Here is a 15,470-nt window from a genome sequence, read left to right as displayed (position 1 = left end):
CGGCCGGCCCGGCCCAGCCCACCCTCGATGTGTTCCGCGCCGTCGCCCGCCTGCGCCCGCGCTACGGCGAGCGCGCCTTCGGCCCCTACATCGTCAGCATGAGCCGCAGCGCGGCCGATGCCTTGGCGGTGCTGGCCCTGGCCAAGACCGCCGGCTGCGTCGACCGCGACGGCCGCGTGCCGCTCGATGTCGCGCCCCTGTTCGAGACCGTCGACGACCTCGACGCCGCTGCCGATACCTTGCGTGCGTTGTTCGCCGATCCGATGTACCGCTCGCATCTGCGTGCGCGCGGCAACCGCCAAGTGGTGATGCTCGGTTATTCCGACAGCGCCAAGGACGGCGGCATGGTCGCTTCGCGCTGGGCCCTGCACCGCACCCAGAGCGCCCTGACCACCTTGGCCGCCGACAGCGGCGTGCGCATCGCCTTCTTCCACGGCCGCGGCGGTTCGATCAGCCGCGGTGGCGGCAAGACCGAGCGCGCGGTGATCGCCGCGCCGCGCGGTTCGGTCGACGGTTATCTGCGCCTGACCGAACAGGGCGAGGTGATTCACCGCAAGTACGGCATTCGCGCCTTGGCCCTGCGCAACCTCGAACAGACCACCGGCGCGGTGCTGCGCGCGACCTTGCGCCCGCGTCCGCCGGAACCGCGCGGCGACGGCTGGCGCGCGATGGCCGCCGAACTGGCCGCCGATGCGCGCGCCCATTACCGCGCGCTGGTGCACGAGGACGAATTATTTCCGGCTTACTTCCGCGCGGCGACGCCGATCGATGTGATCGAACGGCTGCGCATCGGTTCGCGCCCGGCTAAGCGCGCCGGCATCGGCGACATCGGTTCGCTGCGCGCAATTCCGTGGGTGTTCGCCTGGTCGCAGAACCGCGCCGGGCTGACCGCCTGGTACGGCGTCGGTACCGCCCTCGAACAGGCCCTGGCGCGCCACGGCCGCGACGCCTTGAACGAGATGTCGCGTGACTGGATGTTCTTCGGCACCTTGATCGACGACCTCGAAATGGTCTTGGCCAAGTCCGACCCGGCGATCTTCGAGCGCTATTCCATGCTCGCCCAGGACCTGCCGGAAGGCGACCTGCATGCGCGTTTCCACCCCGGCATCGCCGAGGAGTTCGAGCGTACCCGGCGCGCGGTGCTGGCGATCAAGGGCAGCGACGAACTGCTGGTCGGCGACCACCGCCTGCGCCAGTCGATCCGCCTGCGCAATCCCTATGTCGACCCGATCAGCCTGTTGCAGGTCGACCTGCTCGCCCGCTGGCGCGCAGCCGGTCGTCCCGACGACGCCTTGCAGCAGGCCTTGGTGGCGACGGTCAATGGCATTGCTGCGGGTGTGCAGAACACGGGTTGATTCGGGGTTCGGGTTCGGGCTCGGGTTCGGGACTCGGGACTCGGGAGTGCCGCGGTGTGGCGGCACCCAGGGTAGGAGCGGCGTCCCACAGGGATTTCCTTCGGTCACGAGCCGCGACTACGTTGTTGCGATCTTGCGTCGTCACCAGCGACAGCCTCCTGTAGGAGCGGCATAAGCCGCGACCAAGGAACGCGCAGCGACCCCGCAGCCGTCGTCATCGGCCGAAGCTTTGGGCTATCGCAGGGTAGGAGCGGCGTCCTACTGGATTTCCTTCGGTCACAAGCCGCGACCGCGCTATGTCCCGCTGCGACGTCTATGGCCGTAGGCGCTGAAGCCGCGGCAACAACTGCAACTGCAACTGCAACTGCAACTGCAACTGCAAGGGCAACTGCAAAGCTTCCGTCCGCTGACGCGGCCGGGTTACTTTCTTTTGCTAAGCCCAAAAGAAAAGTAACCAAAGAAAAGGGCTCTCCTTGCAAGGGCACAGGCCACGAGTGCGATGCTCGCGCCGGGATTTTTCGATAGGACATCCTTGTCCTATCGAAAAACGGCGCACGTCCTGTGCGCCGCCCTCCGGGTCTACGGGTGTTCTCGTGAGCGCGGTACCGCGCCAAGCTCTTTGCAGCAAAAGCAAAAGCAAAAGCAAAAGCAAAAGCAAAAGCAAAAGCAAAAGCAAAAGCAAAAGCGACAACGACAACGACAACGAACAGCGGTTGGCGTTGTCGTTGCTGTGCGTCATTTCGAACTAGCGAAGGCCATTGAAGACCCGGAGGGCGGCGCGCAGGGATGCGGGCCGTTTTTCATCGGGACAGGGATGTCCCGTATGAAAAATCCCTGCGTCGGCACCGAACGTGCGGGCCTGTGATTCAAAAGAAGCATTTTTCTTTGGTTACCTTTCTTTTGTTGCTTATGACAAAAGAAAGTAACCCGCCGCTTTAGTGGCGGAAGCTTTTGGCGTTTGATCTGGATCTGGATCTGGATCTGGATCTGGATCTGGATCTGGATCTGGATCTGGATCTGGATCTGGATCTGGATCTGGATCTGGATCTGGATCTGGATCTGGATCTGGATCTGGATCTGGATCTGGATCTGGATCTGGATCTGGATCTGGATCTAGATCTAGATCTAGATCTAGATCTAGATCTAGATCTAGATCTAGGTCTAGGTCTTGCTTGAGCGTTGCGCCGCAAGACCATCGCAGCGCGGTCGCGGCTCGCGCCGCTCCTACCCTGACGGGGTTCGGCCCGTCTCAGCGCGAGATTGAGAGGTCGCGGTCGCGGTTTGCGCCGCTCCTACCCCGGACGCGGCGCAGCCCCGCAGCGCAACCGAACCGACAACCAAAATCCAATCGCCTCCTGATACTATCCCCCAGTATGGTAACCGGCCAGCCGTGGCCGCCGAGGTGCCGCATGCCGCATTCGCCCGCCGAGAAAAAACGCGTCCTCGCCCGGGTGCGCCGCATCAAGGGCCAGACCGAGGCGCTGGAACGCGCGCTCGAGCAGGGCAGCGAGTGCGCGGCGGTGCTGCAGCAGATCGCGGCGATCCGCGGCGCGATCAACGGGCTGATGTCGGAAGTGCTGGAAAGCCATATCCGCGAGGAACTCGGCCAGGCCGTGTCGTCGCAGAAGAACCGCAGCGCCAGCATCGACGAAGTCGCCGCGTTGGTGCGCTCGTACCTGAAGTAGAGATTCGATCGAATACCGCCGCGTCGCTCGCCGCGACGCCGCACACCGCATCCCTCCCGCCACACGGGACGTCATTGGAGAACGCCATGAAAAGCCGCGCCGCCGTCGCCTTCGCCGCCGGACAACCCCTGCAGATCGTAGAGATCGACGTCGAGCCGCCGCGCGCCGGCGAAGTGTTGGTGCGCATCACCGCCACCGGCGTCTGCCACACCGACGCCTTCACCCTCAGCGGCGACGATCCGGAAGGCCTGTTCCCGGCCGTGCTCGGCCATGAAGGCGGCGGCGTGGTGGTCGAAGTGGGCGAGGGCGTGACCAGCGTCAAGCCCGGCGATCATGTGATCCCGCTGTACACGGCCGAATGCCGCAAGTGCAAGTTCTGCCTGTCGGGCAAGACCAATCTTTGCCAGGCGGTGCGCGCGACCCAGGGCAAAGGGCTGATGCCGGACGGCAGCAGCCGCTTCAGCTACAACGGCCAGCCGATCCACCACTACATGGGCTGCAGCACCTTCAGCGAATACACGGTGGTCGCCGAAGTCTCGCTCGCGGTGGTCAACCCGCAGGCGCCGCTGGAGAAGGTCTGCCTGCTCGGCTGCGGCGTCACCACCGGCATCGGCGCGGTGCACAACACCGCCAAGGTCCAGCCCGGCGACACGGTCGCGGTGTTCGGCCTCGGCGGCATCGGCCTGGCGGTGATCCAGGGCGCGGTGCAGGCCAAGGCCGGGCGCATCATCGGTGTCGACACCAACCCGGGCAAGTTCGAGTTGGCCAGGCGGATGGGCGCGACCGACTGCGTCAACCCGAAGGATTCCGATCGTCCGATCCAGGATGTGTTGGTGGAGATGACCGATGGCGGCGTCGATTTCAGCTTCGAGTGCATCGGCAACGTCAACGTCATGCGTTCGGCGCTGGAGTGCTGCCACAAAGGGTGGGGCGAGTCGGTCATCATCGGTGTCGCCGGCGCCGGCCAGGAGATCAGCACGCGTCCGTTCCAACTGGTCACCGGCCGGGTCTGGCGCGGCTCGGCCTTCGGTGGGGTCAAGGGCCGCACCCAGTTGCCGGGCATGGTCGAGCAGGCGATGAAAGGCGAGATCGACCTCGACCCCTTCATCACCCATACCTTGCCGCTGGAACGAATCAACGAAGCCTTCGACCTGATGCACGAAGGCAAGTCGATCCGGACCGTGATCCACTACTGAGTGCGCCGGTGAAAAACGTCCAGGTCATCGACGGCGCCGATAACTGCGTCTACGACGTGTATGCGATCGACGATGAAGGGTTCCGGTGCTTGTTTCCCGACGGCCAGGACGTCGCTTTCATCGATGAAGTGTTGGCGCGCGGCGATGCGGACAGGCTGGATGCCGTATTCGCTCGGTTATGGGAACGGCGCGTGCCCAAGCCTGAAGTAAACGGCCTGCATGGACTGCTGTTCTATGAGATGGAACACAAGAAGCCTTACTATCCCGACCGCACCGACGCGGGCGCGATCAATCCGAACGGATCGCGCTTGCGTTGAGGTTGTGTGCGGCGATGAGGTTGCGGCCCTCATTCCAACCCTCTCGGCCTCCGGCGTGCGGCGGACGTAGGAAACGCAAGGCTGAGAAGGTGCCCCGCAGGGGCCAATGAAGGCCAACAAGATCACCGAGGACGCCATGCAAAAAATCGAATCCCACGCTTGCTTCGGCGGACGCCAGGAAGTCTGGAGCCACACTGCGACCACCTTGGGTTGCCCGATGCGCTTCGGCGTGTATCTGCCGCCGCAGGCCGAGCGGGAAGACTGCCCGGTGCTGTACTGGCTGTCGGGCCTGACCTGCACCGAGCAGAACTTCATCACCAAGGCCGGGGCGCAGCAATACGCGGCCGAGCACGGGCTGATCCTGGTCGCGGCCGATACCAGTCCGCGCGGCGAGGGCGTGCCCGATGCCGAGGGCTACGACCTGGGCCAGGGTGCCGGGTTCTATCTCAATGCGACGCGGCCGAAATGGGCGGCGAACTTCCGCATGTACGACTACGTCGTCGACGAATTGCCGGCGCTGGTCGATGCGCATTTCCCGACCACCAGTGCGCGGGCGATCAGCGGCCACTCGATGGGCGGCCACGGCGCCTTGATGATCGCCTTGAAGAATCCGGGCCGTTATCGCAGCGTGTCGGCGTTCTCGCCGATCGCCGCGCCGTCGCATTCGCCCTGGGGCGAGAAGGCGTTCACCGCCTATCTCGGCGAGGACCGCGAGGCCTGGAAGGCCTGGGATGCGACGGCCCTGGTCGGCGGCGCGCGCGAGAAACTGCCGCTGCTGATCGACCAGGGCGGCGAAGACGAATTCCTGCTGCCGCAGCTCAAGCCGGAGTTGCTGCGCGTCGCCTGCGAGGTGGCCAAGCACCCGATCGAGCTGCGCATCCGCCCCGGTTACGACCACAGCTATTACTTCATCGCCAGCTATATCGGCGAACACATCGCGCACCACGCGCGCGCCTTGCACGGCTGAGCCGGCCCTGCCGTTGCGGTGCCGTTGCGACCCGCGACGGCACCTGGGTTTCGTGGGTCTCCGCGATCAGGCCGCAGTCACGTCGCGCAATTCCCAGCCGCTACCGGCGAGCAGGCGCAGGCGATGCTTGATGACGGTGCCCGGCAACGAGGTGACGACCACCAGGTCCTGGCGCAGGTCGCGCTGTTCGCCGTGCACGCTCGCATTCGCATCGGTGGCGCCGAGGCTGGGATCGACCTCGTCCGGCTCCGGCTGCTTGGCGCGCCAGCGTTCGAACAGACCGTCGCTGCGCAGTGCCGCCTGCAGTTGCTCGGCGAAGCCCTCCGCGCTGACGGCGGTGAACGACAGCGAGACGTCGCTGCCGCGAGCGCGTTCGGCATCCGGCAGCGTGATGTAGTAACGGGTGGCCATCATGGTGTCTCGTGCGGGGGGTGCCGCTAGCCTAGGCCGGCGAACATTGTTGGTTTGTGAATGCGCGGTTCGGTAAGCCGATCACGCTCGTTCAGCGCGCCGTGACGCGGGACCGTCGTCCGCCGCGGCCGTGCGTGGGTGCATCGCGTTCGTCTGCGTATTCGTTGCGCAGGGTCTCGATTAGCGAGTACACCCAGGGCCGCGTGGCCAGCAGCAGGCCGACACTGCGCCGCTTCGACGACGGCAGGCTGAGGTCGAGTTCTGCGGCTTCCTTGAACTCCGCCTGCAGGCGTTCGAGCTTGCGCCGCAGCACCGCCAGCGAGGCCGCGCCCAGTTCGCGGATGTCCAAGGCCAGCAGGGCATCGGACGACTGGAAACCGTCGACCAGGAACTCGCGGCTGGCCGCGCCCAGGTAGCGCGCGCGCACGGGGCCGTCGTCGCGCCAGGAGAAGTCGCGCGGCACCCGCAGGCGCACCTTGTCGCCGGGCAGCAGTTCCGCGAGCGCCAATCGGTCCAGACGCGCCAGCAGGCGAGTGAGTTCCGGCGCGCTCAGGCCGAAGCCGGCGCGGATCGCATCGGTGCGCCAGCCCTGGCAGAGCAGATGGAACACGGTCATCAGCCGCGGCGAGCGCGCCAGTTCCGCTTCCTGTTTCGGGCTCAGATGGCGGGTCTCGTCGCGCGCGCCGCGCGCGCGGCGCGCGAGCTCGAAGAAGTCCAGGTCCAGCACGGCGCAGATGCGCTCCAGCCGCTCCAGGTCGATGCGTCCGTTCGACAGCAGGCGTTTGACGGTGGGCTCCGACAGGCCCAGCGCGCGGGCGAGATCGGCGTAGCGCCAGCCGCGCTCCTTGAGCACGGTCTTGAGCGCGGCGAGCAGGCGTTCGCGTTCGGCCATGGCGGAAAGGTGCGGGCAGTCGGGATGCTGGGGATCATAATCCGATACCTGATCTGATGGAGTTGCGTCTTTCGATACCGGCCGGCCAAGGTGGACCGGACTCGTCAACGGTATCCGTCATGTCCGCCGCCATCGCACCGCCCCCCGCGTCGACCCTGCATCTCAACGACGTCCATTCCGGCCTCAACCGCACTGCGGTCGCCGGCCTGCTGCAGCCGCGCAGCCTGGACCAGGCTTGCGCGGCGGTGCGCGACTGCGCACGTCTGGGCCGCTCGACCATCGCCGTGGGCGCGCGCCATGCCATGGGCGGCCAGCAATTCCTGTCCGGCGGCTGGTTACTCGACACTTCGGGCCTGGACCGCATCGTCGATTTCGATCCCGAGCGCGGTCTGATCACGGTCGAGGCCGGTGTGCAGTGGCCGGCGCTGCTTGCATGGCTGGCGCGGCATCCGGGCAATGTCCGCGGCTGGAGCATCCGCCAGAAGCAGACCGGCGCCGACGGCTTCAGCCTGGGCGGCGCGTTCGCGTCCAACATCCACGGCCGCGGCCTGGCCTTCGCTCCCTTCGTCGAGGACGTCGAATCGATCGTGCTGATCGATCATCGCGGCGACGCGCGCATCGCCGACCGCGAGCGCAACGCCGAATGGTTCGCTCTCGCCGCCGGCGGCTATGGCCTGTTCGGTCTGGTCGCGCGGCTGACCCTGCGGTTGGTGCCGCGCACGGTGCTGCGGCGCGAGGTCGCGCTGCTGCGGGTGGGCGAGTTGATGCCGCATCTGCAGGCGGCAGTCGCCGACGGCTGCACTTACGGCGATTTCCAGTTCGCGATCGATCCGGCCAGCGACGACTTCCTCGACCTCGGCATCGCCTCCTGCTATCGACCGCTTGCCGATGCCGCGCCCGATCCTGCGCCGCGCCATCTCGGCGGCGAAGACTTCGCCCATTTGCTGCGCCTGGCGCACGTCGACCCGAGCCGCGCCTTCGCCGAATACGCGGCCTTCTACCTGGCCACCGACGGCCAGCGCTATGGCTCCGACAGTCAGCAGGCCGGCGTCTACCTCGACGGCTACCACGCCGGCGTGGACGCGGCGCTGGGCCATTGCGGCTCGGAGATGATTACCGAGCTGTACGTGCCGCGCGCGCGCCTGGCCGAGTTCATGGTCGCTGCCGCCGACGCTCTGCGCCGCCATCACGCGCAACCGATCTACGGCACCGTGCGGCTGGTGTGCGCTGAACGCAGCAGCATGCTGGCCTGGGCGCGCGAGGACTGGGCCTGCATCGTGTTCAATCTGCACGTGCGCCACGATCCGGCCGGACGCGCCGCCGCCGCGGCCGCGTTCCGCGCCTTGATCGACGAGGCCCTGGCCCGCGGCGGCAGCTATTACCTGACCTATCACCGCCATGCCACGCGCGATCAGGTCGAGGCGGCTTACCCGCAGTTCCGCGAGTTCCTGCGGCGCAAGCGCGAGCTGGATCCGGACCGGCGCTGGGACAGCGATTGGTTCCGCCACCACGAAGCCCTGTTCGCGCGAGTCGGCGCATGAGCGGCGTGCCATGAGCAGCGTGTCCACCGCGATGCTGGTCGCCGCCGCAACGGTGCAGCGCGGTTACGGACGAGTCGAACTGACGCAGCAGGCCCAGCTCGCGCGCGCCTGCCTGGAGCGCTGCGGTGCCGGCGGGCGCTGGCTGTTGTGGCTGGTCGATCGCGCCCTGGGCCGCGCCTGCCTGAGCGCGCTGGAAGTGCTGGCCCTGCCGGGATTGCGTGGGCATTACGCTTGGCGTAAGCGGCGCATCGTGCATTGGGCCGAGCGCGCTTGCGCCGACGGTGCGACGCAGGCGGTGCTGATCGGTAGCGGCTACGACGGCCTGGGCTGGAGCCTGGCGCAGCGGTATCCGGCGTTGCGGGTGTTCGAACTCGACCGCGCCGATAGCGTGGCGATCAAACGCGAGGCGCTGCGGCAGTTGCGGGCGGACACATCGCGCTTGCGGCTGTTGGGAGCGGATCTGGAACGCGACGATGCGCTGGGCACGCTCCTCGCCGATCCCGCCTTCGACCCCGGCCGGCCGACCCTGTGCGTGGCCGAAGGCGTGCTGATGTACCTGCAGCCGGGACGTGCGCAACAGTTGCTGCGCGCATTGGCGCAGCGCCTGCCGCGCACGGTCCTGGTCGCCACGGCGATGGAACTGCGGCGCGGGCGGCCGCGCTTCCGCCGCGAACGGCCGTGGGTGCGCGGCTGGCTGCAGCGGCGCGGCGAACCGTTCCGTTGGGGCTGCGAGCGCGATGCGCTGGACGCATGGCTGGCCGAGTGCAGCTGGATCTTGCGCGAGCTGGCCGAGCCGGGCGACCCGGACGATCCCGATCCGAGTCCCGGCGAATGGCTGTTCCTGGCCCATTGCGCGGCGGCAGCGCCGGCGCGCTGATTCCGACTAAGAGTGCGCGGCAGCATCGCCGCCGCGCTGATTCCGACAGAGTCTTCTTTCGTCTCAGTCTTCCTCGTGCCCGTGCGCTTCGTGCGGGCCGTGTCCCTTCGGGCAATGGCAGACCGAGGTCGGGCCGAACTCGATGCCGAAGGTCTGGCCGTCGCGATGGCGCTGCCAATAGAAGTGCGGCGCCTTCTCGCCCAGATTGCCGAGTTCGGCCATGTCGGCGTCGACGTCGAACAAGCGCCCGTCGACCATCACGTAGCGCGTGTCGATGGTCGCGCGGATGTTCTCCAGCGGATTGCTGTTGAGCACCACCAGGTCGGCCTTCTTGCCGGCTTCGAGCGAGCCGAGCTGCTTGGACAGGCCGAGGTAATCGGCGCCGTCGATGGTGGCCGCGCGCAAGGCCTCGAAGTTGCTGAAACCGCCCTGCGGCAGCATCCAGATTTCCCAGTTCGCCGACAGGCCCTGCAACTGGCCGTGGCCGCCGACCTGGATCTTGACCCCAGCGTCGCGCAACTTCTTCACCGACTTGGCGACCTGGACATGCCAGTAATCCCAGTCCGGCGCGGTCTCGCGGCGGATCGAACGCGCGTCGAGGGTTTCGCGCGGGAAGAAGCGGTTGAGCTTCTTGTCTTCCCAGACGTTGTCGCGCGCATACCACCAGTACTCGCCGGACAGGCCGCCGTAGCTGACCACCAGGGTCGGGGTGTTGCGCACGTCGGTCTGCCGCCACAGTTCGACCACGTCCTTGTACAGCGGCGCGACCGGGATGTTGTGCTCGATGCCGGTCACGCCGTCGAGGATCATCGGCATATTGTGGTTGAAGGTCGAACCGCCTTCCTCGACCACCAGCATGCCGAGCTCGCGCGCGGCCTGGTTGATCTGCTGGTGCTGTTCGCGGCGCGGCTGGTTATAGCTCTTGACCGAAAACGCGCCGTTGGCCTTCATCCGGCGCAGGTGGCTGCGGGCGTCGTCGATCGAGTTGATCACCGCCTTGAAGTCGCCGTCGGCGCCGTACAGGATCGTGCCGGTCGAGAACACGCGCGGGCCGACCATCTTGCCGGCCTTGAGCAGCTCGGCTTCGGAGAACACGAACTCGGTGGTCGCCGAGGGATCGTGCATGGTGGTGATGCCGAAGGCGAGGTTGGTGTAGTAGGCCCAGTTCTGCTGCGGGACTACGCCTTGGCCGAAATGCGCGGCGTGCGCGTGCACGTCGATGTAGCCCGGCAGGATGGTCTTGCCGGTGGCGTCGATGACGCGCGCGCCGGCCGGCACCGCGACCGCGCCGCTGGCGCCGACCGCTTCGATCTTGTCGCCGCGCACCACCACGGTGGCGTCCTCGATCACTTCCTGTGCGGTCTCGGCGTTGCGCATCGTCACCACGCGTGCGTGAGTGAAGGCGACGGTGTCGCGCGGCGCGTACACCGGCAGGTCGAGCCCGACGCGCACGCCGGGTTCGTCGGCGGACGGTTTCGCCGGCGTCGCCGGCGCGCCCGGCAGGAAGGCGAAGGCCTGGTTGAGCGGACGCGAGTAGTAGCGGTCGCCGACCATCCAGTGCAGCGACTTCGAGTCGGCGGCCCAGTGCAGGTAGCTGCCGACGTCGGCGCTGACCGGCGTCACCGGCATCGCCTTGCTGTCCTTGCTCAGTTCGACCGAGCTGCCGGTGGTCATCAGCGGCGCGACATAGGCGTTGAACAGCTCGGTGAACGCCACCCACTTGCCGTCCGGGCTGATGCTGACCGAGTCGACGTACTTGAGGTTGTAGACCTCGCGCGGCTCTTCGCCGTGCAGGCCGACCGACATCAGCTTCTTCTTCAGGCCGCCGCCGGTCAGGTAATACACGCGGCTGCCGTCGGCGCTGAACTGCGGCGCTTCGCCGTTGTCGGCGACGCGGGTCGGCTTGCCGCCGTCGGCCGACATCACGTAGATGCCGCGATCGGCCGACCACAGGCTGCCGGTGAGGCCGCCGCCGCCGGCCTTGGCGTAGACGATGCGCTTGCCGTCTGGCGAGAAGCGCGGGCCGTAGTAGAAGCCCTTGTCCTGGGTCAGGCGCTTGCCGCCGCCACCGCCGGCGCTGGCGACGTAGATCGCGCTGAGCGCTTCGTCGGACCAGGTCGTGTACAGCAGCTTGCCGCCGTCGGCGCTGAAGCTGGGCTGGTATTCGTAAAGGTTGTCGTTGCCGGTGAGGCGCTCGGGCTTGCCGTCGGGCAGGCGCTTGCGCCACAGGTGGCCGACAGCGTGGAAGATCAGGGTCTTGCTGTCGGCGCTGGTGGCGACGTCGCGGATCATCTTCGGCGCGAAGCGGCCTTCGTCGAGTTTCTGTTCGAAGCGCAGCGGCTCGGCCACGGTCTGTTCGATCGACGCCTGGAACGGGATCGCCTCGGGCTTGCCGCTGGCGATGCCGACGCGCCACAGCTTGCCCTGCGCCCAGATCACCACCGACTTGGAGTCCGGGGTCCAGGAGAAATTCGCGTACGGCCCGAAGATCGCCCAGGCCTCCTGCATGTCGTGCGACAGCCCGTCCCAGACCGGGCGGGTTTCGCCGCTGGCCAGGTCGAGCACGTGCAGCACCGACTTGTCGCGGATGCGTTTGACGAAGGCCAGCGACTTGCCGTCGGGCGAGGGCTGCGGCCGCACTGCGCCGCCGGGCGTGCCGATCACGGTTTCGCTCTTGCCGGTCTCGCGGTCGAAGCGCTTGATCGCATAGACGGTGTCGTGGACGTTCTTGTTGTACTGGAAGGCGGGGCCGGCGCTGACGTCCTCGGAGTAATAGACGTAGCGGCCGTCCGGCGACAGCGCCGGTTCGCCGAGGTCCTGCTGGTCGTTCTTCTGCTTGGTCAGTTGCAGGCCGCCACCGCCGCCGGCGGCGTGGTAGATCCACAACTCGCCGGCGCCGAGCGAACGCTCGCCGGTGAAATGCTTGCGTCCGACCAGGAACTGGCCGTCCGGCGTCCACGCCGGGTTGTTGAGCAGGCGGAAGTCTTCCTTGGTCACAGCGACGGCGTTGCTGCCGTCGGCCTTGATCCGCCACAGGTTGTTGCCGCCGCCGCGGTCGGAGGTGAAAGCGAGTTCGCGGCCGTCGGGCGACCAGCGCGGCTGCACGTCCCAGGCCGGGCCGCTGGTGATGCGCTTGGCTTGACCGCCGCCGATCGGCAGCCGGTACAGATCGCCGAGCAGCGAGAACGCGATCTCGCGGCCGTCGGGCGACACGTCCAGGTCCATCCAGGTGCCTTCGTCGGTGTCGAAGCGCACGGTCTTGGTCTGGCCGTGCGGCGCCGAGACGTCCCACTTTTTCTCGTCCTTGTCGCCGGGCTTGCTGACGCCCTTGGCGGTCTGCGCCGAAGCGCGCGCCGGATCGGTGCCGGCGGGTTTCAGCGCGTCCTGTTCCAACTGGGCGGCGGGCGCATCGCCTTGTTTATCGCCCTGTTTCTTGTCTTGCGGTGCGGGCTGCGGCGCAGGTTGCGGCGGGGTCTGGGCATAAGCCGGGACGGCGAGCGCGCTGGCGAGCGCAAGGGCGAGCAGGCGGTGACTGGGCATCGAAGCGGTTACCTGGAGCGGACAGTGCGGCGAGCCTAACCCGCAGCGATGCCCGGACACCTGGGCTAAAAGTCGTGCTTGGTGGGGTATGGCGAGGTGTCGCTGTCGCTATCGCTGCGTCTTGCGAGCAAAGCAAATCTCCCCCCAACCCCTCTTTGTCAAAGAGGGAAGTGCTGGCGTCAGGCGGGGGAGGGTGAATGTCATCCGAGCTGCGGAGTTCTTTCCAGGCAGCGAATGTCGGCGATCCGCGCTTCGTTCTTCCCGCGCATCGAATCGATTCCCCTCTTCGGCAAAGAGGGGGCGGGGGAGATTCGCTCTTAGCGCTGCTGCATTCGCGTCGACGCTTCGACCGCGCCCGCTCAGCCCTTGAAGTCGGCCTGTTCGGCGGCGAAGCCGACCACCACCGCGCCCTTGCCGACGTTGACCATGCCGGTCAGGCTCATGACGCTTTCGAACAGCTCGACGTTGCTGTTGCGGCAGGCCTCGCGCAGGCGCTCGTAGCCGGGCAGGGCGCGCAGCTCGGACAGCTCGCCGCCGTAGCTGACGCAGACGGTCGGGGTCAGCAGCCCGCTCTCGGCCTTGTTCGCGGTGAACTCGAACAGCTTCTGCGCTGCGTTCTCGTAGCCCTTGATCTTGGCGACCGGGCCGGTCTCGCCGCGGTTGCAGTGCAGCACCGGCTTGATGTCGAGCGCGGTCCCGAGGGTGGCGCTGAGGAAGCTGACGCTGCGGTCGCCGCGCACGCGGGTGCGCGCGCGCAGGTAGTTGAGATCGCGCGGGATCAGATAGCCGTGGGTGTGCAGGGCCAGATGCTCCAGGCGCGCGCGGATCTTCGGCGCGCCTTCGCCGGCGGCGCGCAGGCGCACCGCTTCGACCGCGGTGATGCCCTGGGCGGCGAACAGGTTGAGGGTGTCGATCACCCGCAACGCGAACGGCGTGTTGATGCCGGCCGCCGAACGCACCGGCTTGTAGTCGTTGAGGATCGCGAAGCTGGCCTGGTTGGCGTTCTCGTAGACCGGGCTGCGGGTCTTGGTGATCGTCATGCAGAACACGTAGTCGTAATCGATCACGAGCTGGCTGACGAACAGGTCGCGCACCTGTTGCACGGTGAACGGCGTGGTCTCGGCCTCGAAACCGCGTTCGGCCAGGTGGGTATGCAGGAATTGCAGCGTGGCCTGTTCGTTGCGGTGATCGGCCAATACCGCCTGGCCGATGCGCACGGTGATCGGCAACAGATGGATGTCGTGCCGTTCCAGGTATTCCAACGGCAGATCGCAAGCGGAGTCGACGACGATTCCAATGCGCATGTTCCCCCCGGGTAGGGCGCGTGGTGATCGGATAGGACCGCAGCATACCTTTTTGAGACATGAGTCACGCGTGAGCGCGCCCCGGGCTTGCGTCGTTCAGGCGCGGCGACGTATCCCCACCGGCAGTTGCTTCAAACGCTGCATCTCCGGGTCGTCCAGCAGTTCGGGATGTTGCAGTGCGTCAAGAGCGAACTCGTGGGCATCGTTGCCCCAGAACAGCTCATCTCCAATGCTCAACGTAGGGACACCGAAGACACCGGCCACCAACGCCGCCTCGGTGTTCTCGCGCAGCGCCGCCTTGATCGCGTCGGCGCCGAGCGCTTCGGCCTGGACCCCGAGCGCATCGATCACCGGCGCCAGCGCCTCGGCGCTGTCGCCGGCTTCGCCGCGCCGCCAGATCCAGTCGAAGATCGCATCGACCGCCTCGGGGGTGGAGCCGGCGACCAGGCACAAGCGCAGCGCGGCCAGCGGGTTGAACGGATGCGCCGGCGGGAAGCGCAGGGCAACGCCTTCGCGCCGCGCCTGCCACAGCACGTGCCGGTAGGTGAACTCGCGCTTGCCGACGATCTCGGCCGGGCCCTTCTGGCCGCGCGCCTCGAGCACGGCGCCGAATGCGACCGGCACCAGCTCGATCGCGCGTTCGCGCACCATCGGCCGCAGCTTCTGCCACTGCAGGTAAGAGAACGGCGAGATGAAGTCGAAGTACCAGCGCAGCGTGGTCATGGTCGGTCTCTTATTTCCAGGCGCCGAGGATCAGGCCGTAGAGGGCGAACTGGAGGATGTGGTAACCGGCGTCGATCATCCACAGCATCAGGCTGCGCTGGGCGAAGGCGTAGTTGATGCCGAAGCTCATCGAGACGAAGAACAGCCCGACCACGAAGCCGACGCCGAAGCCGTCGGCGGCATTGGCGTTGGGCGGCAGGAACACGGCGAACATCAGCGCGGCGAGAAAGCTGCAGGCGATGGCGGTGGCGAACACGCGGCCGGGGTGGCCGGGCTTGGCATCGGGGTCGACCCCGGCCTCGCGGCACCAGCGCTTCTTGAACAAAGGCCCGTACCAGAGCCCGCCGAGCAGGAAGGACGAGGCGGTCGCCGCGAGGATCGCCAGCCAGTTGAGTTCGAGGGTGGGCAGAGTCATCGCGGGTCTCCTGTTCGTCGGCAGACGACAGGATACGCCTGGGTTATCGGCTGCGGCGGCGACGGCCCAACCGAGCCGTTCCAGGGTAGGAGCGGCGCAAGCCGCGACCGTGTTCTTGCAGCCGCGTCGTCATCGCCGATTCGAGCGCGGAACCTTCCATCAACCGCGGCCTCGCCCCCGCAGCCGCGTCGCTGTTGCGGCTTCGCGGTCGCGGCTTGCGCCGCTCCTACCCCAGGAACCGGCAGGA

General features: G+C 67.2%; 14 protein-coding genes and 1 pseudogene. 9 read left to right on the top strand and 6 right to left on the bottom strand.

Annotation, left to right across the window (positions count from 1 at the left end):
- Positions 1 to 11: 11 nt before the first annotated feature.
- The 7 genes and pseudogenes from GLA29479_RS11400 to fghA form a co-directional block, all read left to right on the top strand.
- Positions 12 to 1,355 (top strand): annotated as a pseudogene (locus GLA29479_RS11400) (phosphoenolpyruvate carboxylase); the annotation flags it as partial.
- Between the two features lie 532 nt (positions 1,356 to 1,887).
- Positions 1,888 to 2,220, top strand: a complete 333-nt coding sequence (locus GLA29479_RS25585) for a hypothetical protein (protein WP_211265055.1) — start codon at positions 1,888 to 1,890, stop codon at positions 2,218 to 2,220.
- Between the two features lie 93 nt (positions 2,221 to 2,313).
- The gene (locus GLA29479_RS25250; protein WP_211265054.1) at positions 2,314 to 2,472 is read left to right on the top strand and encodes a hypothetical protein; all 159 of its coding nucleotides are present in this window, start codon (positions 2,314 to 2,316) and stop codon (positions 2,470 to 2,472) included.
- A 292-nt stretch (positions 2,473 to 2,764) separates the two neighbouring features.
- A complete protein-coding gene (gene frmR, locus GLA29479_RS11395) occupies positions 2,765 to 3,040 on the top strand; it encodes a formaldehyde-responsive transcriptional repressor FrmR (RefSeq protein WP_057919318.1) in 276 nt (91 codons plus the stop codon).
- A gap of 86 nt (positions 3,041 to 3,126) precedes the next feature.
- The gene (locus tag GLA29479_RS11390; protein WP_057971645.1) at positions 3,127 to 4,236 is read left to right on the top strand and encodes an S-(hydroxymethyl)glutathione dehydrogenase/class III alcohol dehydrogenase; all 1,110 of its coding nucleotides are present in this window, start codon (positions 3,127 to 3,129) and stop codon (positions 4,234 to 4,236) included.
- A gap of 8 nt (positions 4,237 to 4,244) precedes the next feature.
- Complete coding sequence (locus GLA29479_RS11385) at positions 4,245 to 4,553, top strand: hypothetical protein (RefSeq protein WP_057971644.1); 309 nt, start codon at positions 4,245 to 4,247, stop codon at positions 4,551 to 4,553.
- Positions 4,554 to 4,689: 136 nt separating this feature from the next.
- Positions 4,690 to 5,520 carry an S-formylglutathione hydrolase gene (fghA, locus tag GLA29479_RS11380; protein WP_057973167.1) on the top strand — a complete coding sequence of 277 codons (831 nt, stop codon included), beginning with the start codon at positions 4,690 to 4,692 and terminating at the stop codon, positions 5,518 to 5,520.
- 66 nt (positions 5,521 to 5,586) lie between these two features.
- On the opposite strand, the gene GLA29479_RS11375 is transcribed toward fghA, so the two are convergent.
- On the bottom strand, positions 5,587 to 5,931 hold the full coding sequence (locus GLA29479_RS11375; RefSeq protein WP_057920229.1) for a hypothetical protein: 345 nt from the start codon (positions 5,929 to 5,931) through the stop codon (positions 5,587 to 5,589).
- Between the two features lie 91 nt (positions 5,932 to 6,022).
- Positions 6,023 to 6,823 carry a helix-turn-helix domain-containing protein gene (locus tag GLA29479_RS11370; protein ID WP_057971643.1) on the bottom strand — a complete coding sequence of 267 codons (801 nt, stop codon included), beginning with the start codon at positions 6,821 to 6,823 and terminating at the stop codon, positions 6,023 to 6,025.
- Positions 6,824 to 6,942: 119 nt separating this feature from the next.
- On the opposite strand from GLA29479_RS11370, the gene GLA29479_RS11365 reads away from it, so the two are divergent.
- Positions 6,943 to 8,364, top strand: a complete 1,422-nt coding sequence (locus tag GLA29479_RS11365) for an FAD-binding oxidoreductase (RefSeq protein ID WP_057971642.1) — start codon at positions 6,943 to 6,945, stop codon at positions 8,362 to 8,364.
- Between the two features lie 10 nt (positions 8,365 to 8,374).
- A complete protein-coding gene (locus tag GLA29479_RS11360; RefSeq protein ID WP_057971641.1) occupies positions 8,375 to 9,241 on the top strand; it encodes a class I SAM-dependent methyltransferase in 867 nt (288 codons plus the stop codon).
- A 63-nt stretch (positions 9,242 to 9,304) separates the two neighbouring features.
- Here GLA29479_RS11360 and GLA29479_RS11355 read toward each other — a convergent pair whose 3' ends face one another.
- The 4 genes from GLA29479_RS11355 to GLA29479_RS11340 form a co-directional block, all read right to left on the bottom strand.
- Positions 9,305 to 12,781: an amidohydrolase family protein gene (locus tag GLA29479_RS11355; RefSeq protein WP_082638553.1), complete on the bottom strand. Its 3,477-nt coding sequence runs from the start codon at positions 12,779 to 12,781 to the stop codon at positions 9,305 to 9,307.
- Positions 12,782 to 13,140: 359 nt separating this feature from the next.
- The gene (locus GLA29479_RS11350) at positions 13,141 to 14,085 is read right to left on the bottom strand and encodes a DegV family protein (protein WP_057971640.1); all 945 of its coding nucleotides are present in this window, start codon (positions 14,083 to 14,085) and stop codon (positions 13,141 to 13,143) included.
- Between the two features lie 96 nt (positions 14,086 to 14,181).
- A complete protein-coding gene (locus GLA29479_RS11345; protein WP_057971639.1) occupies positions 14,182 to 14,808 on the bottom strand; it encodes a 2-hydroxychromene-2-carboxylate isomerase in 627 nt (208 codons plus the stop codon).
- A 10-nt stretch (positions 14,809 to 14,818) separates the two neighbouring features.
- Positions 14,819 to 15,223 carry a DUF1761 domain-containing protein gene (locus GLA29479_RS11340; protein ID WP_057919311.1) on the bottom strand — a complete coding sequence of 135 codons (405 nt, stop codon included), beginning with the start codon at positions 15,221 to 15,223 and terminating at the stop codon, positions 14,819 to 14,821.
- Positions 15,224 to 15,470: the final 247 nt, after the last annotated feature.

The sequence above is a fragment of the Lysobacter antibioticus genome (genome assembly GCF_001442535.1).
Classification (GTDB): domain Bacteria; phylum Pseudomonadota; class Gammaproteobacteria; order Xanthomonadales; family Xanthomonadaceae; genus Lysobacter; species Lysobacter antibioticus.
This window is presented reverse-complemented; position numbering and strand designations above follow the sequence as displayed.